Here is a 19,553-nt window from a genome sequence, read left to right on the forward strand (position 1 = left end):
CGGTATTTCGACGGGCTTGTTATAAAACTGTCATATGAATTTGCTCAGCATGTTGACGGTGCCCTGACGCGCTCCTTTCGCATCCTCCCGGTGCGACGGGCACCCCTCTCCTCCCATCCCGCCGGTCAGGACTGCCACGATGGACCTCATAACGCCCACCATTCCCGGCCTCGTTTGGGCCTATCAATTTCAACCCGGGAAGGCCCCATGCCGCAGGCTGGCGCCCGATGCCGGCTTTGACGAGATGGCGGGACGCGACGGGTTCTTCTGGCTGCATCTCAATCTCGCCGATCAGCGCGTGGCGGGTTTTCTGGAGACGGTTGAGGGTCTCGATCCGGCAGCACGGGCAAGCCTCACCACCCACGAAACGCATCCGTCCATTGTTGTCGACGAAAAATCGCTCTACGGCACCCTGGTCGATTTCCAACGGGAATTCGACAAGGAAACGCGCGATTTCGGCTGGCTGCATTTTGCGGTGAGCGACCGTTTTATCATCACCACCCGCCTTCAGCCGCTGCATTCGGTAGACCGGCTAAAGGCGGCGGTCGACAAGAACTCCAACCGCTATCTCACACCTTCCCACGTCTTCGAAGGCCTTGTCGCCGAATTCCAGCGCTCGTTGATCAATCTGGTCATGGAGACGACGGAAGAACTGAACGCCATCGAGGATCTGGTCTATGACAGCGAGACCCGCGACGAAAGGCGACGCCTCGCACCGCTGCGCCGCACGGTGGTGCGCCTGCACCGGCATTTGCGCACCGTCCTCACCCTGATGCGGCGGGCTTCGGCCGCGGATGACGACGAGATGCCTGACGGTTTCGAGGATGTCGCCTCACGGCTGATGGGGCGCCTCGAAGCTGTCGATCATGACGTCTATGCCCTGCAGGAGCGCGCAAGGCTGCTTCACGAAGAAATCGATTCAAAACTCTCGTCTGAAACCAACCGGCATCTCTATATACTGTCGCTGATGACGGCGTTCCTGCTGCCACCGTCGCTGGTAACCGGCTTTTTTGGCATGAACACGGATGAGCTGCCGTTCACGGTCGGGACCGGTGGCACCATGGCGGCCAGCATCTTCATCGTCATCTCGGTCGTGCTCGCCTGGTTCGTGTTGAAACGCGCGCGTATCCTCTGACAGCAAAAAGCCGTCCGGTCGACACCGGACGGCTCTGTCAATCTCGGTCTTGGCCAACCTATCAGCCGTAGGGCGAATAGCAGGTCTGACGCGGACCGTTATACGGCTGGAACGTGTTGCTATAGGCGTCGTAGGAGCGATAGCGGCCATAGCACCAGTTCACATGCGCCTGGCTCATGCCGCCACGGCGGACCGGACGATACTCACGATAGACCGGGCGCGGGCGATATTCCGGCACCGGACGGTACACTTCGCGCGGCTGCGAAAGAGCGCCGCCGATGATTGCGCCCGTTGCAAATGCTGCGAGCGGGAACCAGTAACCGTCATGGTGGCGGTAACCCGGACGATAATCGCGGTAACCGCGGTGACCGCGATACCAGCCGCGACGATCGCCCCAGCCGTCACGGTCACGCCAATATTGCACGTTCACGATATTCTTGCTGGCATCGTTGCCCGAGGTCTCAACGCTCTTCGGCGCTACAGGCAGGGGCATGGCGGCTTCGGCCGGAACAATCGCTCCTGCAACCACGATTGCAGAAAGACCGACAGCCAGGATATTCTTCACATAGCTTTTCATCTGACTTCCTCCATTCACGACGGTCGACAGGCCGTAAGACGTGAATTTCTGTTGTTCTATTCCGCCTTTGTCCGGGCGGTGTCGTATACTTCTACAGCCTAGGGACGTGTGGCTGAACCTACGATTAACGGTCCGATCACGCTTCGTTTATCAAAACCACGGCGTTTCAGGGCCAGACAAAAGCCCGGTAAAGACCGGGCTTCTGCTTGTGCAATTAGCGGCTGTAAGGCGATACGCAAATGCGGCGCGGACCGCTGTTGGGCTGGTAGGTGTTGTCGTAAGCACGATACGAGCGCCAGCGATTCTGACACCAGGATACATGGCTGCCGCCATAGGCCGGACGGGGTTGCTGAATCGCCCCGCCGATGATGGCGCCGGTGGCGAAAGCGGCAAGCGGGAACCAGTAGCCGTTATGATAACGGTAACCCGGACGGCGGTCGCGGTAACCACGGTGGCCATTATAATAGCCGTCACGCGGCGGGCGCGGGCGATACATGCGGTCGCCGTGACGGCGATCATGTCGACGGTCCCATTCGCGATATTGCACCTGCACGACATTGTCGGTGGAAACCGCCGGCTTCTGGATCGGCACAGGAACCTGGAACGCCTGCGACGGCGTAAAGCTGGTCAGGAACACGACGAGGGCCGTGGCGACACTCGTTGTCCGGAAATTTATCATGATCTTCCTCCGTTTGCTTCAGCGCGTTGACCCACGCTTTTCACCCACTCACTCTTTTCGGAGATTAGGGTCAGCCCCGCTTCATGCCCGAGAAGAATTGGATGACGTGCAAACGAATTTACGGAAATTTGGTTCCAGACAATGGTAATGGAAGGAAAGCCTCAAATGCCTGCCGGCATCATGCCTCCACCTTGACATCGGTCAAAGGCCGCGAGCAGCAGGCGAGAATATAGCCCTCCTCGATTTCCTCATCGAGAATGCCACCATTGTGGTTCATCTCCACCTCGCCGGAAAGTTTCAAGACCCGGCAAGTCCCGCAGATGCCGGATTCGCAGGCTGCGCCGATCCGCACACCGGCTGCACGCGCCGTCATCAGAACGGTCTGCCCGGGCTGGCAGGGCATTTCTTTCCCGGAAAGGGTAAAACCCACCATCGACAACGCTTCGCCATCATCGGTGAGAACACTCTCGCCGACGGCGACGGGAGCAGCAGGCGAGAAGCTTTCCTGATGGTAACGGCCCATGTCGAAGCCGGAGGCTTCAAGCATGGAGCGGACGGCGGCCATGAACGGCTCCGGCCCGCAGCAGAAGACGGTACGCTCCATGAAGTCATGGGCGAGCAGCGCGATCTTGGCCTTGTCGACCATGCCCTTCAGGCCGGACCACAGATCGGTGCGTCCACATTTCTCGACAATGAAGCCAAGCGACAGGTTCGGCATGAAGCGGGCGAGATATTCCAGCTCGTGACGGAAGACAATATCGCCGGGTGTACGCGAGCAATTGATGAAGGCAATGTCGCTTTGCGGGGCGCGGTCGCTCATGTCGCGCACCATCGACATCATCGGCGTGACGCCGGAGCCCGCGGAGATGAAGAGATACTTGTCCCCGGGATGCTTGACGTAGGAAAAATCGCCGAGCGGACCAAGCGCCCGGATCTTCATGCCGGGCTTCAGATTGTCGAACATCCAGCGCGTGCCGATACTGTTGGCCTGCGCCTTGACCGTGACCGACAGTGAATAGGGCCGCGACGGGCTGGATGACAATGTGTAGGTGCGGTAAAGCGGCTCCTTGCCCACCGGCAGTTCCAGCGTGACGAACTGGCCCGGCAGATAACGGAACCAGTTCTGATCCTCGGAGCGGAACAGGAACGTCATCACATCCTGTGTTTCGGGGGTTACCGAAATACATTCCAGCAGCTGGAGCTTGTCGCTCCACGGCTTCATCTCGTCAATATGCTTATATGTCACGACCATGTTCATCTTCACGCTACAGCCGAAAGCCGGGCCTTGTCGCCGGACAGCCGGTCGATCATGAAATCGGCGTACCAGTTGACGAACTGCATCACGCCGCCCTCGTCCTCCATGGAGTAAGGGCCGGGCTCATAAGCGGGCGAGCGGATGCCGAAGGCATTTTCCTCGACGATGCGGCGGTCCTGATCGTTGGTTTCGTTCCAGACATGGGTGAGATCCTCAAGATCGTAATCCACGCCCTCCACCGCATCCTTGTGCACCAGCCATTTGGTGGTAACCATCGTCTCGTTGGCGCTGAGCGGCAGCACGCGGAAGGAGATGGTGTGGTCGCCGAGGAAGTGGTTCCAGGTCGTCGGGTAATGGAACAGGAGCAGCGCACCGATATGGCTGATGCTGACATCGTCCGACAGCGGCCGGCGCACGGCGCGTTTTCCCGACATTGTGTAGCTTTCCGCTTCGCCGATCAGCGGCATGCGCGCCACGCGGAACTGGCCCTTCGGGTCAATCTTGAAACGGCTGGGCAGGCCGGCTGCTTCGCAGCGTGCCCAGTGGCCGCCGATCTCGGGGTCGCTTGCCCCGCCATCCGTTCCCGTCACGCTCGGGTTTTCGGGATAGGTACGGCAGAGTTCCGGATGGTTGGCGGCGCAATGGTAGCACTCGCGGTTGTTTTCCCAGACGAGCTTCCAGTTACCCTTTTCGATGATGGTGCTCTCATGCGCGACCTTGGCTTCCCATATGCGGTGCGGCGCCATGTAGCTCTCCACTTCGGCGCGCATGGGCTCAAAATCCGCAGGCTGATCGGCGAGGCAGATGAAGACGTAGCCAGCGACGGTTTCGCAGGCGACAGGCTTCAGGCCGAAATCGCCCTTGTCGAACTCCTCGCCCATGTGGCGGGCAAAAAGCAGCTTGCCGTCAAGATCGTAGGTCCACTGGTGATAGGGACAGACCAGACGCGCCGACTGGCCCTTCTGCGTGGTGCAGACGCGGGAGCCGCGATGGCGGCAGGAATTGTGGAACGCGCGGATTTGCCCGTCGCGGCCACGAACGATGACGACCGAATAGGCGCCGACCTGCACGGTGAAATAGCTGCCGGACTTCTGAACCTCACAATCATGGCCGACAAACAGCCAGTCGCGATACCAGATGGTTTCCATATCCAGCTTGAAGTAATCCGGGTCCGTGTAGAAGGGCTGTTCCAGGCTAAAACCTTCGCGGCGGTTTTTCAGCTGGCGCAATACGGTATCACGCAATTCCATGGCCAAATCCTCGATCAAACCGCCCTGCCCGACACCATTTGCGGGGGCTGCGGAAGCATGTCCTCATCTAATCATCGGCGGTCATTTGCGGCAGCACAGACAGCGACATCGGCTTCCGCATTGGCGACAAATTGCGACATGTCCAAACGGCGTCTTCAGGCCATTCCACTGCAAAATCCGGCAACTATTTACCGCCTGCAACGACGTCGCAATATGACGAATGATGGCGCAGCCACTGCCCACCCATCAAAAAACAGGGGCTGCAGCGCAACGGAGTATTAACGCACCCTAAATTATCTTACCGGATCGACAGCAACGAGGGTGTTCCCGGTGGAGAAGGCGACACGCATACGCTATTTCGATGCGAGCAGGCATTCGGTCACACCGATACGCTCGAAGACCGCGCATTCCGATTTTTTGCGGACAGGGCGCATCAGCCGTTACGAAGAGCGGTGGCTGCCGAAAGAACGCGTCTACTACAGCCATGACGAAGTGGCTGCGCTGACCGGGCGAAAGCTGGAAGCTGCCGCCGATGCCACCCACAGCCGCCTGAACGGTTTTCACCAGTCCATCCGTTTTCCGAAAATGGTGTTTCACCATCTGCTGAATGACCGGCCGCATCTGGGTTATTGCCACGTCACGGCGGCGACGACCAGCTTCGATGCAGAGCGTCATGTGCTATGGTCCTTCTATTTCGCGAATTTCTTCGCGGAACTGAGCGGTGCCGAAAACTTCTTCGAAAATATCGATGCGCGTTATTCGCGGATGTATTTCGCTGTCGCCATCAACGCCCTTCCCGATCAGGAAATCGCCGTCGATACATCCGTTCATCGCGGCGGCCTGCTGTTCCAGACACACGATCCGCGCGTGGCGCTGAAAAACGTCCTCATGCTCGGCGCGCGCTCGGAGGAGATGCGCAGGATCATCAAGGCGATATAGCAGCAAAAAAGCCCCCAGGGACTTCATCTTTCTTTCTTAGGCATGTCGTTGTCCCGAAACCGACGACCAGTTTCGGACAATGTGCATTAGCGCTTTCCATTCTGCCCGGAAATACGCTATTGACCGCCCTGAAAGGCAGCATCATGGCGCGTCATATCCATATTGAAAACGAGCGGGAAACCGCCCTTCAAGCAGCCGTCACGGAGCTTGCCGCCGGCCAGCCGATCGCCCTGCCGACGGAAACCGTTTACGGCCTTGCCGCCGATGCCACCAACCCTGCAGCCATTGCCCGTATCTACGAGTCCAAGGGCCGGCCGCAATTCAACCCGTTGATCTGCCACATGGCAGATATCGCCATGGCGGAACGTTACGCCATCTTCGATCCCATATCGCTTGATCTTGCAGAGGCCTTCTGGCCCGGCCCGCTGACACTGGTGCTGCCGCTGAAACCGGCAAGCGATATTCATGCGCTGGCGACGGCCGGGCTCGATACGGTCGGCATTCGCGTACCGCAAGGTTTTGCCGGCGATCTTATCCGCCGGTTCGGCAAACCGCTCGCAGCCCCCAGCGCCAATAGTTCCGGCAAGATCAGCCCGACAAGCGCCGCCCATGTGGAGGCCGATCTCGGTCAGAAAATCAACCTCATTCTCGACGGCGGGGCGGCTTCGGTCGGCGTCGAATCCACCATCGTCAAGGTGGAGGAAGATGGAAGGGTGCGTCTGCTTCGTCCTGGCGGCGTCGTCACGGCCGAAATAGAGCGTGTTGCGGGCAAGCGGCTTGAACGTTCTGAAAAAGCGGCGGCTGCCATCGAGGCGCCAGGCATGCTCGCTTCGCATTATGCCCCCGGCGCCGCCGTGCGCCTCAACGCCACATCGGTTTCGCCTGGCGAAGCGTTGATCCGGTTCGAAGGTATCCCGGTTGCGGGTGAAGAGACCGCCCGCGCCGTTTTCGATCTCAGCCCCTCCGGCGATCTTTCCGAGGCCGCCGCCAACCTGTTCGATTACCTCAAGGCCGCCGATGCAAGCGGCGCAGACAGCATCGCCATCACCAGCATTCCCACTCACGGTCTTGGAGAGGCGATCAATGACCGCCTTTCCCGCGCCGCCGCACCGCGGAGCTGAGGCCCGCCGACCATTCGCCCACCGCTTCAAATGACAGAGAGACGCCCGATGACAACCGTCCCCTCCTCCGACATCCTCGACCGCTTTACCGCCATTGTCGGAGACAGGAATGCGGTGCGCGATGCGGCAGAGATGGCGCCGCGGCTGGTGGAAAATCGCGGGCTTTATCGTGGCGCTTCGCCGTTGCTCCTCAAACCCGGATCGGTCGAGGAAGTATCGGCCATCCTGCAGTTCGCCAGCGAGACGGGTACCCCAATCGTGCCGCAGACGGGCAATACCGGCCTTGTCGGCGGGCAAACGCCGCGCGCCGGGGGAACTGACATCATTCTTTCGCTGGAGCGCATGAACCGCATTCGCGATATCGATCCCGTCGCCAATATCATCGTTGCCGATGCCGGCTGCATTCTCGATGACATCCATAAAGCCGCCGATTCGGTTGAACGCATGTTTCCGCTGTCGCTCGGCTCTCAGGGGTCCTGCCGCATCGGCGGCAATCTCGCCACCAATGCCGGCGGTACCGCAGTGCTTGCTTATGGCAATATGCGCCAGCTCTGCCTCGGGCTCGAAGTGGTGTTGCCGACAGGCGAGATCTGGAACGGGCTGCGCCGGCTGAAAAAGGACAATACCGGTTACGATCTGCGTGATCTCTTCATCGGCTCCGAAGGCACGCTCGGCATCATCACCGGCGCGGTGCTGAAGCTTTTCCCGAAGCCACTCGGCCATCAGGTGGCCTTCGCCGGGCTGACCTCCACCGAAGATGCGCTGAAGCTGTTCGAGATGGCGTCAAACCTCTGCGGCACGGCGCTGACCGGCTTCGAGCTTATGCCACGGATTGGCGTGGAGTTTACCGCCAGACATATTCCCGGCGTGCGCGATCCCCTGGAACAGCCCCATGACTGGTACGCACTCATCGACATCTCCACCTCCGATTCGGCCGAGACGGCGGATACGATGATGCAATTGCTGCTGGAGCGTGGTTTTGAGGCCGGACTGGTCGAGGATGCCGTGATCGCCGCCTCCGAAGCCCAGCGTCAGGCACTGTGGCACATGCGCGAGAGCATGTCGGATGCGCAGAAGCCGGAGGGCGGCTCCATCAAGCACGATGTCTCCGTCCCGGTTTCCAGAATACCGCAGTTCATGGCGACGGCGGAAAAGGCGGTTCTTGCTGCCATCCCGGGCGCCCGTGTCTGCGCCTTCGGCCATCTGGGCGACGGCAACATACATTACAATATTTCCCAGCCGGTAGGGGCGGACAAGGCGCAATTCCTCGCCCGCTGGCGGGACATGAACGAAATCGTGCACGGCATCGTGCTGTCGCTGGGCGGTTCGATTTCCGCCGAACACGGCATTGGCCAGTTAAAGCGCGACGAACTGGCCGCCATCCGGCCCGGCATCGAAATGGAGCTGATGCGGCGCATCAAACACGCATTCGATCCCGCCGGAATCATGAACCCCGGTAAGGTGCTGGCGGAATAACCCTTCCCGCCTCAGGCCGAAGCCCGCAATGCCCAGGCGGGCACCATTTCCGCATTCAGCCGGCGCGGCTTCTGCGCGCCGACAAATTGCGTCAGGCTCATGCCCGATTTCGCAATCGACATCGCGTGCTTCTTCGGCAGGAGATAACCATGCTCCAGCGGCGGGGTGCGGCGCAGGACACGGCTGAAAACATTCCGCCGGTGATAACGTGATGGGGAAAAGCGCGCTGGCTGTTCGCAGATCGCGACATATTCCAGGATTTCATCGATCCAGCCTGCCTGCGGGCGTGCGCCCGGCTCGATCAGCAGCAACCAGCCGCCACGCGCGGACTTGACGATATCCTCCAGTTCCCATTGCCCATAAAAACGGCAGCCGGCCGCATCGGCCACACGCGACGATCCATCGCGCGAACCGTGATCCAGAATCACAACATCGCTTACAAGCCCTTCCACGGCACCGGTGACAAGCGCAGACAGCGTATGCGCCAGTTCCGGCTCCTGATCCCGGCATTCCATTATGACTGTCAACATGTGCATAGCTCTAACGCATCGCACAATAAATTGCCACCATGCTCGTCGCGGTAAAATCCGCGGGGGTTGATGTCGCTTTCCGCGATCTCAGGTGCCGGCGTACCCGTCCTGGCGCTGGCCCCCGCAGTACAAAAGCAGCCAAATTTACAATTTTGTTCTTGTATTGTTCTCATTCGTGATGTAGGAATTTAATCATTCGAGGGGCGATGAGGCCTCTCCGGATGGAAACGGTTTAGGGCGTTCAGCGTGCCTCGAAAGGCGTGCGACGTCTTGGGAGCATCCAGATGAGAAATCATTCGCTTTCGGGGCAGGCTGCCTTCCAGCCGAGCCATATGCCTGACATTGCCAATGCGCTGGCCGATGCATCCGGCCTGCGCATCGAGATTGACCGTCGCCGCGGCCGCGGTGCGGGGCTCAATCCCGATGGACGTTTCGAAGCCTTGCAGCGTGAGGTCTTCGACGATGGCTGGCAGACGCTGGAAGAGATGCCGGAGTTCCGCACCGAGGTGCAGGTGGAAAAGCCACGCAGCATCATCACCCGCAATGAATCGCCCGATATCCCCTTCGATCGTTCCATCAATCCCTACAGGGGCTGCGAACATGGCTGCATTTACTGTTTTGCCAGGCCCACTCACAGCTACATGGGCCTTTCGGCCGGACTTGATTTCGAGGCCAAGCTGTTTGCCAAGCCTGATGCGGCCAAACTTCTGGAACGGGAACTGGCGAAACCCGGCTACAAGGCGCGGGTAATCGCCATCGGCACCAATACCGACCCTTACCAGCCGATTGAGCGCGAATGGCGCATCATGCGGCAGATACTGGAAGTGCTGGCCAAGGCTGATCATCCCGTCGCCATCGTCACCAAATCGGCGCTGATCAAGCGGGATATTGATATTCTCGCGCCAATGGCAAAAAAGGGGCTCGTCAAGGTCGGCATTTCCGTCACGTCGCTGGATCGCAAGCTTTCGCGCACGATGGAGCCGCGCGCCGCCACGCCGGAGAAGCGGCTGGAGGCCGTCAAGGCGCTGACGGATGCCGGAATTCCGGTGGCGGTGATGATGGCACCCGTCATCCCGGCGCTTAACGATCATGAAATCGAGCGCATTCTTGAGGCCGGCAAGGCTGCTGGCGCGACCGAGGCTTCCTATGTGCTTTTGCGGCTGCCGCTGGAGGTAAGCCCGCTGTTCCGTGACTGGCTGCTGCGCAACTATCCGGACCGTTACCGTCATGTCATGTCGCTGGTGCGCTCCATGCGCGACGGCAAGGATTATGACGCGGAGTTCGGCAAGCGCATGAAGGGTGATGGCCCTTATGCCTGGCAGATCGGCAGGCGATTCGAGATGGCGACCAAAAGACTTGGTCTCATCCGCCGCGGCATCAACCTGCGTGACGACCTGTTCGTGCCTCCGGGCGGTGCCGGGGTGCAATTGTCTCTGCTTTGAGAGCCGCATGGTGAAAGTGACTGAAGGTAATGGATGCCCGTGATGAACCAGACGCTACCCTCGGGCTCGACCCTGGGACGTTAACCGAGCGCGACAGGATCTCGGGTCAAGCCCGAGAGGACATCGAGCACGGGGGATAACGCGCCGACAATACGAGGTTCTGTGAGCTTTTAATAAACGGAATTCAAAATGACAGGAGCAACCGTCTCATCGTGTTGCTCTCGACGAAATGCCCGGCTGGTTTTCCCTGGCCCGCCGGACATCGCCCCTGGAACCGCCGCCTCGCGTGCGATCGTTTTTCCTCCGCCGCCCTGCTGGAGGATAAAAGGTCATGACGACCTTGGCACGGTGAGCCACGCCCCTTGACCCCGGCTCATCTTGCCTGTCATCGCCCGCTTCCGGGGGCTTGCAGGAGATCGGGTGTGTGTGCCAGTTTCGCCGCATGAAACGCACGGCCACACCCGATTCTCCTGCCCTTTTTGACCTTGCCGATACCGGCCCGGATTTCTCGTTCGAACTGGAAGCGCGAAAGAAGGGCCTCTGGCCGGTCGCCGGCACGGACGAGGCAGGGCGTGGCCCGCTCGCCGGCCCTGTGGTTGCGGCCGCCGTCATTCTCGATCCGGACAATATTCCTGACGGAATGGATGATTCCAAGAAACTGACGAAGCAAAAGCGCGAGAGCCTGTTCGTCCAGATCATGGAAACCTCGATCGTATCGGTCGCCTCCTCCGGCCCGGGCCTGATCGACACGATGAATATCCTGCGCGCCAGCCTCGACGCCATGCGCCGCGCCGTCCTCGGCCTCGAAATTTCCCCCGCCCTCGTACTGGCCGACGGCCGCGACAGGCCGCCAGGCATCACCTGCGAAGCCAAGGCCGTCATCAAGGGCGATTCCCGCTCCCTCTCCATCGCCGCCGCCTCAATCGTAGCCAAGGTGACCCGCGACCGGATGATGGAACGTGCGGGTGTGGTGCATTCATCCTATGGCTTCGAAGGCCATGCCGGTTACGGCACACCGGCCCACCTGCGCGCCATCGAAAGCCACGGGCCCTGCGCGCTGCACAGGATGAGCTTTCGGCCACTGAAGCGGGATTGATGGAAGCGCTTAACGGAAGTGCATCCCGAACTTATGCCCTCAGTTCAGGAAAGGCCTCACGCGGGGCAACTGAAAGTCGGCATTCCCTTCTGCTTGATTGAAAAGATAGCGGACGTTCCAACCGCCACCGAACGGCGTCTACAGGCGAGTTGAAGCGGGCGTTGTCGCTTCAAATGCGTCCAAAAGCTCGGTCAACAGATTTCGGCTCTCCGAGAGTTTTCGGCTCTGTTCGTCAATCGAGCCGATTTGAATACGTAACTTCGCCTTCAGTTCATCACACGGCTCAAAGCCCTTCATTCGTTCGAGAGCACACGGCAAAAATTCTCGAATGGCCGTCAGCGTCAGGCCAGCATGTCCCAGCAGCCGGATTCGCTCCACTGTCTCCACGTCGGCAGGACCGTAATCTCTATATCCGGTTTGGGTGCGAACAGGCGCGAGAAGGCCCTCGGCCTCATAATAGCGCAGCATCCTGATGCTGACGCTGGTTCGTCGGGATAGTTCGCCGATTTTCATTATCAGTCCTTGACTCTGACAGCGGTGTCACACTGTAGGCAGGACGCTCCACCATGTAAATTACGGGAGCGTAGAAATGAATCAGAAATTGAGGTTTCGGACCGAGATCAATGGCCGCACAGCGACGGCAGAAGAGCTTTCCCTACTCGCATTTGCTGGCTTCGCACATTTCACGGCAATGCAAGTGCGCGAAGGGGCAGTACGCGGCTTGGAGTTTCATCTGGAGCGACTAAGATCGGCTTCAATCGAATTTTTTGGGCAGGCCCTTTCCGACAACCTGGTACGAGAACATATTCGTCACGCCATCAAGGGGGCTCCTTCAGCACTTTCGCTGACCGTTACAATGTTCTCACGCAGCGGCGAATTTACCTCGATGGGCGCCGCAGACGACCCTGCCATTTTGATACGCACAGCACCACCATTTGAAGGCCCCGCCGGACCTCTACGTCTGTATAGCGTTCAGCATGAAAGACCCTTCCCGACGATCAAACATGTCGGCGAAGCATCAAAAACCCATTATCTTCGGCAGGCTGTCAAAAAGGGTTATGACGACGCGGTTTTCATCGATAGGCATGGGCGCATTAGTGAAGCCACGATTTGGAACATAGCGTTCTGGGATGGCAAAGCCGTGATCTGGCCTGAAGCAGAGCTTTTGCCCGGCGTCACAAGGAGAATCATTCGCCGCCAGCTTGAAGCACTCGGGATTTTCCAAAGGGAGGAGCCGATCAGCCCTGACCGTGTCGCGGAGATGCAGGGTGCGGCGGTGATGAATTCATGGACACCCGGTGTGGGGGTCAGTGCGCTCAATACTACGCCAATACCGGTGTCGTCGACCTTCACCGACATTCTCCGGAAGGCATACGAGCGGGAACCGTTCATCAAAATCTGATCTATGCGGGGGTGCCGCTTTCGATGCGGTCCGCGCCGCGAAAAATGGCTTCGACGGGGCTTGGAAGGCTTAAATATGCGCGGCATGCGCGGTTGCATTTCAAAACAAGCACGACGCGGTCGAGTACATCACTGGCATTAGCGCCCTGCCCGCCCCTACCGTACCTTCCTTTCAGACTGGCTTTGACAACAAAAAACCCCTCACAGCTCGCGCTGGAGGGGTTCTAATCAGTCCGAGATAAATCTCAGTTCAGTTTCGACTTCACTTCGCCGATCGTGGCGGTGAAAAGCTTGGCCTTTGCGGCGGCCGTCGTCTTTTCGGCCAGCAGCTTCTCGGAAGCGGCAATGGCGATGTCGACCGCGGCGGCGCGGACGGCACCGATGGCGTCTTCTTCGGCCTGCTTGATCTTCTGTTCCGAAAGGGCCGTGCGGCGGGCGACGAATTCTTCCGTCTTCTGCTTGGCCTCTTCCGTCAATGCGGCGGCTTCGCGTTCAGCGGCGGCAACGATGCCGGCGGCTTCGGCTTCGGCTTCCTTGCGCTTGCGCTGATATTCGGCCAGCAGGTGCTGGGCCTCTTCACGCAGGCGCTTGGCTTCGGCCAGTTCGTCCTGAATGTTCTGCGCGCGCTCGTCCAGAGACTTGGAGAGCATGCCCGGAACCTTGAGGTAAGCGATCAGGACGAAGAAGAGAACGAGACCGACGAGAGCAAAAAATGATGCATCAAATGCCATATCAGGCTCCCTTCACGTTCGAAGCGGCGGCAATCGCTGCCTTGACGTCCGTGTCCTTGACCTTTGCGCCAACCAGCTGGTCGACGATTGCGGTCGCGGTTTCCTCGGCGATGGCGCCGACATCGGCGAAAGCCTGATCCTTGATGCCAGCAATGCGCTTTTCGGCAGCGGCAAGCTTTTCGGCGAGACCGGCTTCAATAGCGGCGCGATCGGCATCGGCCTTCGCCTTGGCGGCGTCACGGGCCGCGGCGCCGATCGAGCTTGCCTTGGCGCGGGCTGCCGCGAGTTCTTTTTCATAGGTTTCGACGGCAGCGTCAGCTTCAGCTTTCAGCCGTGCCGCTTCGTCGAGATCCTGTGCGATGCGTCCATGACGGTTTTCGAGAATGCCGCCGACGCGCGGAACGATGACCTTCTGCATGAGCAGGTAGAAAAGGCCAAACGTAATCGCCAGCCACAGGACCTGCGATGCATAAGTAGACTGGTCGAACGGCGGGAAAACGCCGGAAGAACCGTGCTCGGCGCCATGCGCTACACCGGTTTCCGTGTGCGTGGCTTCCGGTTGCGGCTGGCCAACGGCCGGAGTTTCCGTATGCGTTTCACCTACGGTCGGTGCTGACTGGGCATAAGCCTCGGTCACGAACATGCTCACCTCCAGGGGGACTGCAAATGCGAAGGATCACGGCACGCTATGTTGCGGGCCGTGATCCAGACCTGATGCCGATATTAGACAGCGAACAGGAGAAGGAGAGCAACGAGCAGCGAGAAGATGCCCAGAGCTTCCGTAACGGCGAAGCCGAATACCAGACGGCCGAACTGGCTGTCGGCAGCAGAGGGGTTGCGCAGTGCGCCGGACAGGTAATCACCGAAGATACGGCCGAGTGCGAGGGACGTACCAGCCATGCCGAGGCATGCGAGACCTGCGCCGATGTACTTTGCTGCTTCCGCTTCCATGTGAGACTCCTTGAGATATTGGTTGTTGCGGCTGTTTTTGACGCCCGTTGCCGGGGCCAGCGACTTTACTTCTCAGTGACCACCATGCACGGCGTCGTTCAGGTACATGCAAGTCAGTACCGCGAAGACGTAAGCCTGCAGGAAGGCAACGAGAAATTCGAGAGCGGTCATTGCGACCGTCATGATGAGAGGCAGGACTGCACCGCCGACGCCGAGCGCGCCAAGTGCGCTCATGGAGGCGACGAAGCCTGCGAAAACCTTGAGCGTGATGTGGCCGGCCAGCATGTTCGCGAAAAGACGAACGGAAAGGCTGATCGGGCGCGACAGGAAGGAGATCATTTCAATCGACGCCACAAGCGGCAGAAGTGCCTTGGGCACGCCGGAGGGGGCGAAAATGCCGAAGAAATGCAGACCGTGCTTATAAAAACCGTAAACCACGACCGTGCCGATGACGAGGCAGGCGAGCGCGAAGGTGACAATGATCTGGCTGGTGACCGTGAAGAAATACGGGAACATGCCGAGCAGGTTTGCCGTCAGCACGAACATGAACAGCGAGAAAACGAAGGGGAAGAACACCATGCCCTTCTTGCCGGCGCCTTCGCGCAGCATGGAGGCGATGAACTCATAGGACATTTCGGCAACGGACTGCATGCGGGTGGGGATCAGACCGCGGTTCGACGTTGCGAAATAAAGGAAACCCGAAGCAGCAGCCACGGTCGCGACCATGAAGAGCGACGCATTGGTGAAGGAAAAATCGACGCCGCCAATTTCGATCGGAATGATCGGCTGCACCAAGAACTGATGGGTCGGATCGTTTGCCACCGGCTGCCCTCTTTACCTGTCGCCGCCTGTCGCGGCATCTCAACTGTAAGGAAAAACAGCCTCAAAGGCCGCGTTTTCCACCCTCGTCTCGTCTGTCCGCCTTCTCAAGCAGCGGCGGCTTGGCCACCGCGCCCGTCGAACGCAACACATTCAATACGCCTGCGCAGAAACCGAGAAGAAGAAGAACGATCATCCCCCACGGCGTCGTGCCGGCAAAATAGTCCAGAAGATAACCCAGCATAGCGCCGACCACGATGGCCGAAATGAACTCCGATGAGAGCTTAACCGCCATCGCAAAGCCCTTCCGGCTCTCCGCAGCGTTGGTCTCCGCCCTCACTTCCGCCTCATCCTCCGCCTTCACCTTTGCCAACTCGTCAGCAAGGCGTTTGCGGCGCTCGTCCAGACTATCGTCACGGTTGCCAGTCATCTTAAAATCCCACCCATTTTCTCCGTTCCAGCCATGCCAGAACCCTTTGGAGTTGTAAACGGTGACGGATTAAGCCTGTTCCAGCCCGCTCTGAAGTCGCGCGCAACATAGTTTTAGGGGCTTCTCTAGTCAAGGCACTGCGAGCGGTTGTTTAGGCACAAATTAATGATGCAAAAACAATGGCTTGACTAGAAATCACGGTTTGGGGGCGATGTTTCGCCGGGGAATCGGCATTTTTGACACGCAAAATGCGACAAATTGGCGGTGGTATCAGCTCCAGCCGCCACCATAGGTACGGTAAAAGACGTGGAGGCCGATTCTGCCGACCTTCTTCATCGACTTGCCCCAGGCGGGACGCACGTAAACGGCGTGATAGTGGGTGGCAGAGCCAACTTCCTTCAGCCAGATCTTGCCGGCCGTAGTCGCCATGGCCACTTCGCGCGCCATCTTCCAGTGGCGTTCGGAATTCACCCGGTCCTTGATATTATCGCAGGCGAAGGAGAACTGGCAGCGATTGCGCCAGTCCTTGTTCTGGTAGACAACGCCGCAGATGGTTTTCGGATAGGCCGGATTGCGCACGCGGTTTAGGATGACCTGCGCCACCGCCGCCTGACCTTTAACGGACTCACCGCGCGCCTCAAAATAGATGCCCGATGCAAGGCACTGCTGTTCGGCCGGAGAAAACACGGCTGCCGGCAGCGGCGTTGCGGCCCAGGCGTGGTCATCTGGGTTGATCTGCGGTACGAAGCGGCCGGCCTCGGGCTTCTTCAGAATGGCGTCGAAGGGAGACTCGCGGGCAAAATCCGGTTCGGCGGGCGCATAGGCCGTCGCCAGGATGTCCGGCGTGCGGTTGGTGACGAGTTCCGCCAGCATCGGCGAGACGCTCTTGTCCGCCTTCTTTTCCTCGCGGCGGAAATAGAAAGAGGCGAGTTCGACATCCTTGCCGCGCTTCGGCTTGACGAAGGCGGTGCGATCCTTGCGCTTCAGCGGCTCGATATCCAGCATCGAGGTGCGCTGCAGCACCGAACCGGCGGTGAAGGCCTTCGGCGGCTGCATGATTTCGGTGGCGACGATGCGGCCCTTCTTGGCAGCGCGGTTCACCCGCTCGCTGTCCGGCGTCGTTGCCTCGCCCTTCTTGTTGGTGACGAACGCGACCTTGCTGCCATTGGGCAGGGTCATGCCGCCGCCATGCAGCGCCTCGTCCCCTTCCGCATCGTTGAAGGTCAGGGAGGCGTTATGCGTCGAGCCCGCCGGGGAGGCAGTCAGCACCATGCGCCATTGTTCGCCGCCCTTGTCGAGGCCCGCCAGAAGCGAGGCGAGATCGGCACGCGCAGCGAGGGAGGGAAAGACAAGCCAGGCGGCCAGGCCGAAGACGACGGGTGACGTCCACTTGGACGCCCATCCCTGAAAGGACACGGGGGACCGACGACGCATTACTCTTTTCGAACGCAAAACCAGCACTCCGAACACCGACAACCGAATTTTCTACAGGTGTTCGAGAATCTCTTATTAACCTTGATGGTTGGTTAACGCCGCGCAGGAAGGTGTCTTCACGTTAATGTGTGAGGGAATGCTAATGAGTGTGGCGTGGAGTCGAGTTCGCATGTGCCGATTAGAACTGCGCCGCAGGGCATCTCCTCATCCGTCATTCCGCCTCGAGCCGGAACCAGCCGTCGCGCGTCGGCGCGGCGTAAAGACCCTTTCACCCCAAGGACTTGGGCTGGCTGGATACCGGCTCAAGGCCGGTATGACAGAGAGAACGAGATCGCCCGGCTACATTAAGGGCATGCCACTTCGTCACACCACGACGTGCGAACCGAGTTCCACCACCCGATTGGCAGGCAGGCGGAAATAGTCGGAGGGATCGGCCGCGGTTTCGGCGAGCGCGATGAACAGGCGGTTCTGCCAGCCCGGCATGCCCGATTTCGGATCTGGAACCAGCTTGCGGCGGCCGAGATAGAAGGAGGTCGACATGATGTCGAACTTGTAGCCCGTGCGGCGCAGATAGCCCAGCGCCTGGGTAACATTCTGGGTTTCCATGAAGCCGAAATGCAGCTCGACCACGGCGAAACGGTCGCTCATCTTCGTCAACGTATAACGATCTGCCGGATGAACGCGCGGCTGATCCTCGGTGCGGATCGTCAGGATGACGTTCTTGTCGTGAAGGACGTGGTTATGCTTGAGATTATGCAGCAAAGCCGCCGGCGCCGTTTCCGGATCGCCGGTGAGGAAAATCGCCGTACCCGGTACGCGCACCGGCGCATGCGCGCTTTCCTTTTCCACCGAGGCGATGAAGGCCTTCAGCGGCACATCGATGCGGCGCGTCTTGGCGAACAGGATTCTCGAACCGCGCTGCCAAGTCGTCATGATGACCGTGAAGGCAATCGCCAGCAGCACCGGCACGTAACCGCCATCGTGAATTTTCAGAAGGTTTGCGCCGAGGAAGATCAGTTCCAGCACCAGAAGCGGGGTCAGCACCGCAAGGGCAAGCCAGATCGACCATTGCCAGCGTTTGCGCACGAACTCGAAGAACATCAGGCTGGTGACGACCATCGCACCGGTGACCGAAATACCATAGGCGGTGGCCAGCGCATCCGAACTCTTGAAGGTGAGCACCAGGGCAACGACACCGAAAAGCAGGATGGTGTTGACCGCCGGAAGATAAATCTGCCCGGTATTGGTTTCCGAGGTGAAGAGAATTTCCATGCGCGGCAGGTAGCCGAGGTGAATCGCCTGGCGAACCAGCGAGAAGGCGCCCGTTATAACGGCCTGGCTGGCAATGATTGTCGCGGCGGTCGCCAGAATGACGGCGGGCAGGATCGCCCATTGCGGGAACATCAGATAGAAGGGATTGGACATGGCTGCCGGGTCTTTCAGCACCAGCGCGCCCTGCCCCAGATAGTTCAGCGTCAGCGCCGGGAATACCAGACAGAACCACGCCCACTGGATGGGGCGGCGGCCGAAATGGCCGAGGTCTGCATAAAGCGCTTCTGCGCCCGTAATCGTCAGGAACACCGCGCCGAGCACGACAATGCCATAAAAACCTTCATTCGCCAGAAACTCGACCGCGTGCCACGGGTTGAAGGCAAAGAGAATGCTGAAGTCGTCAGCAATATGAATGAGGCCTGCAAGGCCCATGACGATGAACCAGACCGCGGTGATCGGTCCGAAAAATTTTGCCACCGTGCCGGTGCCGTGGGACTGGATGGCGAAGAGGCCAATCAGGATACCGACAGAGATCGGAATGATGAAGGCGTCCATCTCCGGGGTGACGAGCTTCAGGCCTTCCACCGCCGAAAGCACTGAAAGTGCCGGGGTGATCATGGCATCGCCGAGAAACAGCGCCGCGCCAATCAGGCCAAGCACGATAAGAACGCTGCGATGGGTGCCGGCCGTCTTCATCAGCAGCGCCAGCAGCGACAGCGTACCGCCCTCGCCGTCATTGTCGGCGCGCAGCAAAAGCGTGATGTATTTGAAGGTGACGATGATCGTCAGAGACCAGATCATCAGCGATGTGAGGCCGATGACCTCTTCCTGCGTCACCCCGTCATAGGCGATGGGCCGCAGGGCTTCGCGAAAGGCGTAGAGCGGGCTGGTGCCGATATCGCCATAAACGACGCCGATCGAACCAAGGATAGCGGCGTAAAGCCCCTTGTTCTTGTGAGCGTCATCCGCATCCGGCTTCTCGGCAACATCCTTGTCAGCGATCTGGGACATGATG

Annotated in this window: 20 protein-coding genes; 7 read left to right on the plus strand and 13 right to left on the minus strand. The window is 59.5% G+C overall.

Annotated features, from left to right (window positions below):
* Positions 1-139 precede the first annotated feature (139 nt).
* Positions 140-1,135, plus strand: coding sequence for a transporter (locus WA845_RS01735; protein WP_004440300.1), 996 nt, complete (start codon positions 140-142; stop codon positions 1,133-1,135).
* A 61-nt stretch (positions 1,136-1,196) separates the two neighbouring features.
* Here the strand turns inward: WA845_RS01735 and WA845_RS01740 are convergent, their stop codons facing one another.
* From WA845_RS01740 to WA845_RS01755, 4 genes are all read right to left on the minus strand, one after another.
* Positions 1,197-1,712, minus strand: coding sequence for a BA14K family protein (locus WA845_RS01740; protein ID WP_004440298.1), 516 nt, complete (start codon positions 1,710-1,712; stop codon positions 1,197-1,199).
* A 214-nt stretch (positions 1,713-1,926) separates the two neighbouring features.
* Positions 1,927-2,391 (minus strand): BA14K family protein, encoded by a 465-nt coding sequence (locus WA845_RS01745; protein WP_004440296.1) that lies wholly within the window; start codon positions 2,389-2,391, stop codon positions 1,927-1,929.
* Between the two features lie 178 nt (positions 2,392-2,569).
* Positions 2,570-3,643, minus strand: a complete 1,074-nt coding sequence (locus WA845_RS01750; RefSeq protein ID WP_004440293.1) for a hybrid-cluster NAD(P)-dependent oxidoreductase — start codon at positions 3,641-3,643, stop codon at positions 2,570-2,572.
* A gap of 8 nt (positions 3,644-3,651) precedes the next feature.
* Positions 3,652-4,896 (minus strand): aromatic ring-hydroxylating oxygenase subunit alpha, encoded by a 1,245-nt coding sequence (locus tag WA845_RS01755; RefSeq protein ID WP_006699899.1) that lies wholly within the window; start codon positions 4,894-4,896, stop codon positions 3,652-3,654.
* 330 nt (positions 4,897-5,226) lie between these two features.
* Here WA845_RS01755 and WA845_RS01760 point away from each other — a divergent pair, with 330 nt between their 5' ends.
* From WA845_RS01760 to WA845_RS01770, 3 genes are all read left to right on the plus strand, one after another.
* Positions 5,227-5,835 (plus strand): DUF6656 family protein, encoded by a 609-nt coding sequence (locus WA845_RS01760; RefSeq protein ID WP_004440288.1) that lies wholly within the window; start codon positions 5,227-5,229, stop codon positions 5,833-5,835.
* 143 nt (positions 5,836-5,978) lie between these two features.
* Positions 5,979-6,956 carry an L-threonylcarbamoyladenylate synthase gene (locus WA845_RS01765; protein ID WP_112553600.1) on the plus strand — a complete coding sequence of 326 codons (978 nt, stop codon included), beginning with the start codon at positions 5,979-5,981 and terminating at the stop codon, positions 6,954-6,956.
* A 48-nt stretch (positions 6,957-7,004) separates the two neighbouring features.
* The gene (locus tag WA845_RS01770; protein WP_112553347.1) at positions 7,005-8,432 is read left to right on the plus strand and encodes an FAD-linked oxidase C-terminal domain-containing protein; all 1,428 of its coding nucleotides are present in this window, start codon (positions 7,005-7,007) and stop codon (positions 8,430-8,432) included.
* Between the two features lie 11 nt (positions 8,433-8,443).
* On the opposite strand, the gene WA845_RS01775 is transcribed toward WA845_RS01770, so the two are convergent.
* Entirely contained in the window at positions 8,444-8,962 is a 519-nt protein-coding gene (locus WA845_RS01775; RefSeq protein WP_004440279.1) for a hypothetical protein, read from the minus strand.
* Positions 8,963-9,246: 284 nt separating this feature from the next.
* Between WA845_RS01775 and WA845_RS01780 the strand changes: the two genes are divergently transcribed.
* The gene (locus WA845_RS01780; protein WP_022555710.1) at positions 9,247-10,404 is read left to right on the plus strand and encodes a PA0069 family radical SAM protein; all 1,158 of its coding nucleotides are present in this window, start codon (positions 9,247-9,249) and stop codon (positions 10,402-10,404) included.
* 442 nt (positions 10,405-10,846) lie between these two features.
* Complete coding sequence (locus tag WA845_RS01785) at positions 10,847-11,500, plus strand: ribonuclease HII (protein ID WP_072494030.1); 654 nt, start codon at positions 10,847-10,849, stop codon at positions 11,498-11,500.
* A gap of 138 nt (positions 11,501-11,638) precedes the next feature.
* Here WA845_RS01785 and WA845_RS01790 read toward each other — a convergent pair whose 3' ends face one another.
* Complete coding sequence (locus WA845_RS01790; RefSeq protein WP_112553345.1) at positions 11,639-12,013, minus strand: MerR family transcriptional regulator; 375 nt, start codon at positions 12,011-12,013, stop codon at positions 11,639-11,641.
* Between the two features lie 76 nt (positions 12,014-12,089).
* Here WA845_RS01790 and WA845_RS01795 point away from each other — a divergent pair, with 76 nt between their 5' ends.
* Positions 12,090-12,902 (plus strand): aminotransferase class IV, encoded by an 813-nt coding sequence (locus WA845_RS01795; protein WP_112553343.1) that lies wholly within the window; start codon positions 12,090-12,092, stop codon positions 12,900-12,902.
* Positions 12,903-13,146: 244 nt separating this feature from the next.
* On the opposite strand, the gene WA845_RS01800 is transcribed toward WA845_RS01795, so the two are convergent.
* The 7 genes from WA845_RS01800 to WA845_RS01830 form a co-directional block, all read right to left on the minus strand.
* A complete protein-coding gene (locus tag WA845_RS01800) occupies positions 13,147-13,632 on the minus strand; it encodes a F0F1 ATP synthase subunit B (RefSeq protein WP_004440269.1) in 486 nt (161 codons plus the stop codon).
* Position 13,633: 1 nt separating this feature from the next.
* Positions 13,634-14,275 (minus strand): F0F1 ATP synthase subunit B, encoded by a 642-nt coding sequence (locus WA845_RS01805; RefSeq protein WP_004440268.1) that lies wholly within the window; start codon positions 14,273-14,275, stop codon positions 13,634-13,636.
* Positions 14,276-14,355: 80 nt separating this feature from the next.
* Positions 14,356-14,583: a F0F1 ATP synthase subunit C gene (locus tag WA845_RS01810; protein WP_003494147.1), complete on the minus strand. Its 228-nt coding sequence runs from the start codon at positions 14,581-14,583 to the stop codon at positions 14,356-14,358.
* A gap of 72 nt (positions 14,584-14,655) precedes the next feature.
* Positions 14,656-15,405, minus strand: a complete 750-nt coding sequence (locus WA845_RS01815) for a F0F1 ATP synthase subunit A (RefSeq protein WP_004440258.1) — start codon at positions 15,403-15,405, stop codon at positions 14,656-14,658.
* Between the two features lie 61 nt (positions 15,406-15,466).
* Positions 15,467-15,832, minus strand: a complete 366-nt coding sequence (locus WA845_RS01820) for an AtpZ/AtpI family protein (protein WP_022555707.1) — start codon at positions 15,830-15,832, stop codon at positions 15,467-15,469.
* Between the two features lie 270 nt (positions 15,833-16,102).
* A complete protein-coding gene (locus WA845_RS01825) occupies positions 16,103-17,266 on the minus strand; it encodes a cell wall hydrolase (RefSeq protein WP_035209376.1) in 1,164 nt (387 codons plus the stop codon).
* 363 nt (positions 17,267-17,629) lie between these two features.
* Positions 17,630-19,549 carry a potassium transporter Kup gene (locus WA845_RS01830; protein ID WP_004440255.1) on the minus strand — a complete coding sequence of 640 codons (1,920 nt, stop codon included), beginning with the start codon at positions 19,547-19,549 and terminating at the stop codon, positions 17,630-17,632.
* Between the last annotated feature and the right edge of the window lie 4 nt (positions 19,550-19,553).

Origin of the sequence: Agrobacterium sp. CMT1 (genome assembly GCF_037203725.1) — a bacterium.
Lineage (GTDB): Bacteria > Pseudomonadota > Alphaproteobacteria > Rhizobiales > Rhizobiaceae > Agrobacterium > Agrobacterium pusense.

Excerpts from the sequence above, each read along its gene's own strand:
- WA845_RS01770 (WP_112553347.1), top strand. The coding sequence starts at position 7,005 with ATGACAACCGTCCCCTCCTCCGACATCCTCGACCGCTTTACCGCCATT.
- WA845_RS01805 (WP_004440268.1), bottom strand. The coding sequence starts at position 14,275 with ATGTTCGTGACCGAGGCTTATGCCCAGTCAGCACCGACCGTAGGTGAA.
- WA845_RS01735 (WP_004440300.1), top strand. The coding sequence starts at position 140 with ATGGACCTCATAACGCCCACCATTCCCGGCCTCGTTTGGGCCTATCAA.
- WA845_RS01795 (WP_112553343.1), top strand. The coding sequence starts at position 12,090 with ATGAATCAGAAATTGAGGTTTCGGACCGAGATCAATGGCCGCACAGCG.
- WA845_RS01745 (WP_004440296.1), bottom strand. The coding sequence starts at position 2,391 with ATGATAAATTTCCGGACAACGAGTGTCGCCACGGCCCTCGTCGTGTTC.
- WA845_RS01830 (WP_004440255.1), bottom strand. The coding sequence starts at position 19,549 with ATGTCCCAGATCGCTGACAAGGATGTTGCCGAGAAGCCGGATGCGGAT.
- WA845_RS01740 (WP_004440298.1), bottom strand. The coding sequence starts at position 1,712 with ATGAAAAGCTATGTGAAGAATATCCTGGCTGTCGGTCTTTCTGCAATC.
- WA845_RS01755 (WP_006699899.1), bottom strand. The coding sequence starts at position 4,896 with ATGGAATTGCGTGATACCGTATTGCGCCAGCTGAAAAACCGCCGCGAA.
- WA845_RS01825 (WP_035209376.1), bottom strand. The coding sequence starts at position 17,266 with ATGCGTCGTCGGTCCCCCGTGTCCTTTCAGGGATGGGCGTCCAAGTGG.
- WA845_RS01785 (WP_072494030.1), top strand. The coding sequence starts at position 10,847 with ATGAAACGCACGGCCACACCCGATTCTCCTGCCCTTTTTGACCTTGCC.
- WA845_RS01800 (WP_004440269.1), bottom strand. The coding sequence starts at position 13,632 with ATGGCATTTGATGCATCATTTTTTGCTCTCGTCGGTCTCGTTCTCTTC.
- WA845_RS01820 (WP_022555707.1), bottom strand. The coding sequence starts at position 15,832 with ATGACTGGCAACCGTGACGATAGTCTGGACGAGCGCCGCAAACGCCTT.
- WA845_RS01750 (WP_004440293.1), bottom strand. The coding sequence starts at position 3,643 with ATGGTCGTGACATATAAGCATATTGACGAGATGAAGCCGTGGAGCGAC.
- WA845_RS01790 (WP_112553345.1), bottom strand. The coding sequence starts at position 12,013 with ATGAAAATCGGCGAACTATCCCGACGAACCAGCGTCAGCATCAGGATG.
- WA845_RS01775 (WP_004440279.1), bottom strand. The coding sequence starts at position 8,962 with ATGTTGACAGTCATAATGGAATGCCGGGATCAGGAGCCGGAACTGGCG.
- WA845_RS01780 (WP_022555710.1), top strand. The coding sequence starts at position 9,247 with ATGAGAAATCATTCGCTTTCGGGGCAGGCTGCCTTCCAGCCGAGCCAT.
- WA845_RS01810 (WP_003494147.1), bottom strand. The coding sequence starts at position 14,583 with ATGGAAGCGGAAGCAGCAAAGTACATCGGCGCAGGTCTCGCATGCCTC.
- WA845_RS01765 (WP_112553600.1), top strand. The coding sequence starts at position 5,979 with ATGGCGCGTCATATCCATATTGAAAACGAGCGGGAAACCGCCCTTCAA.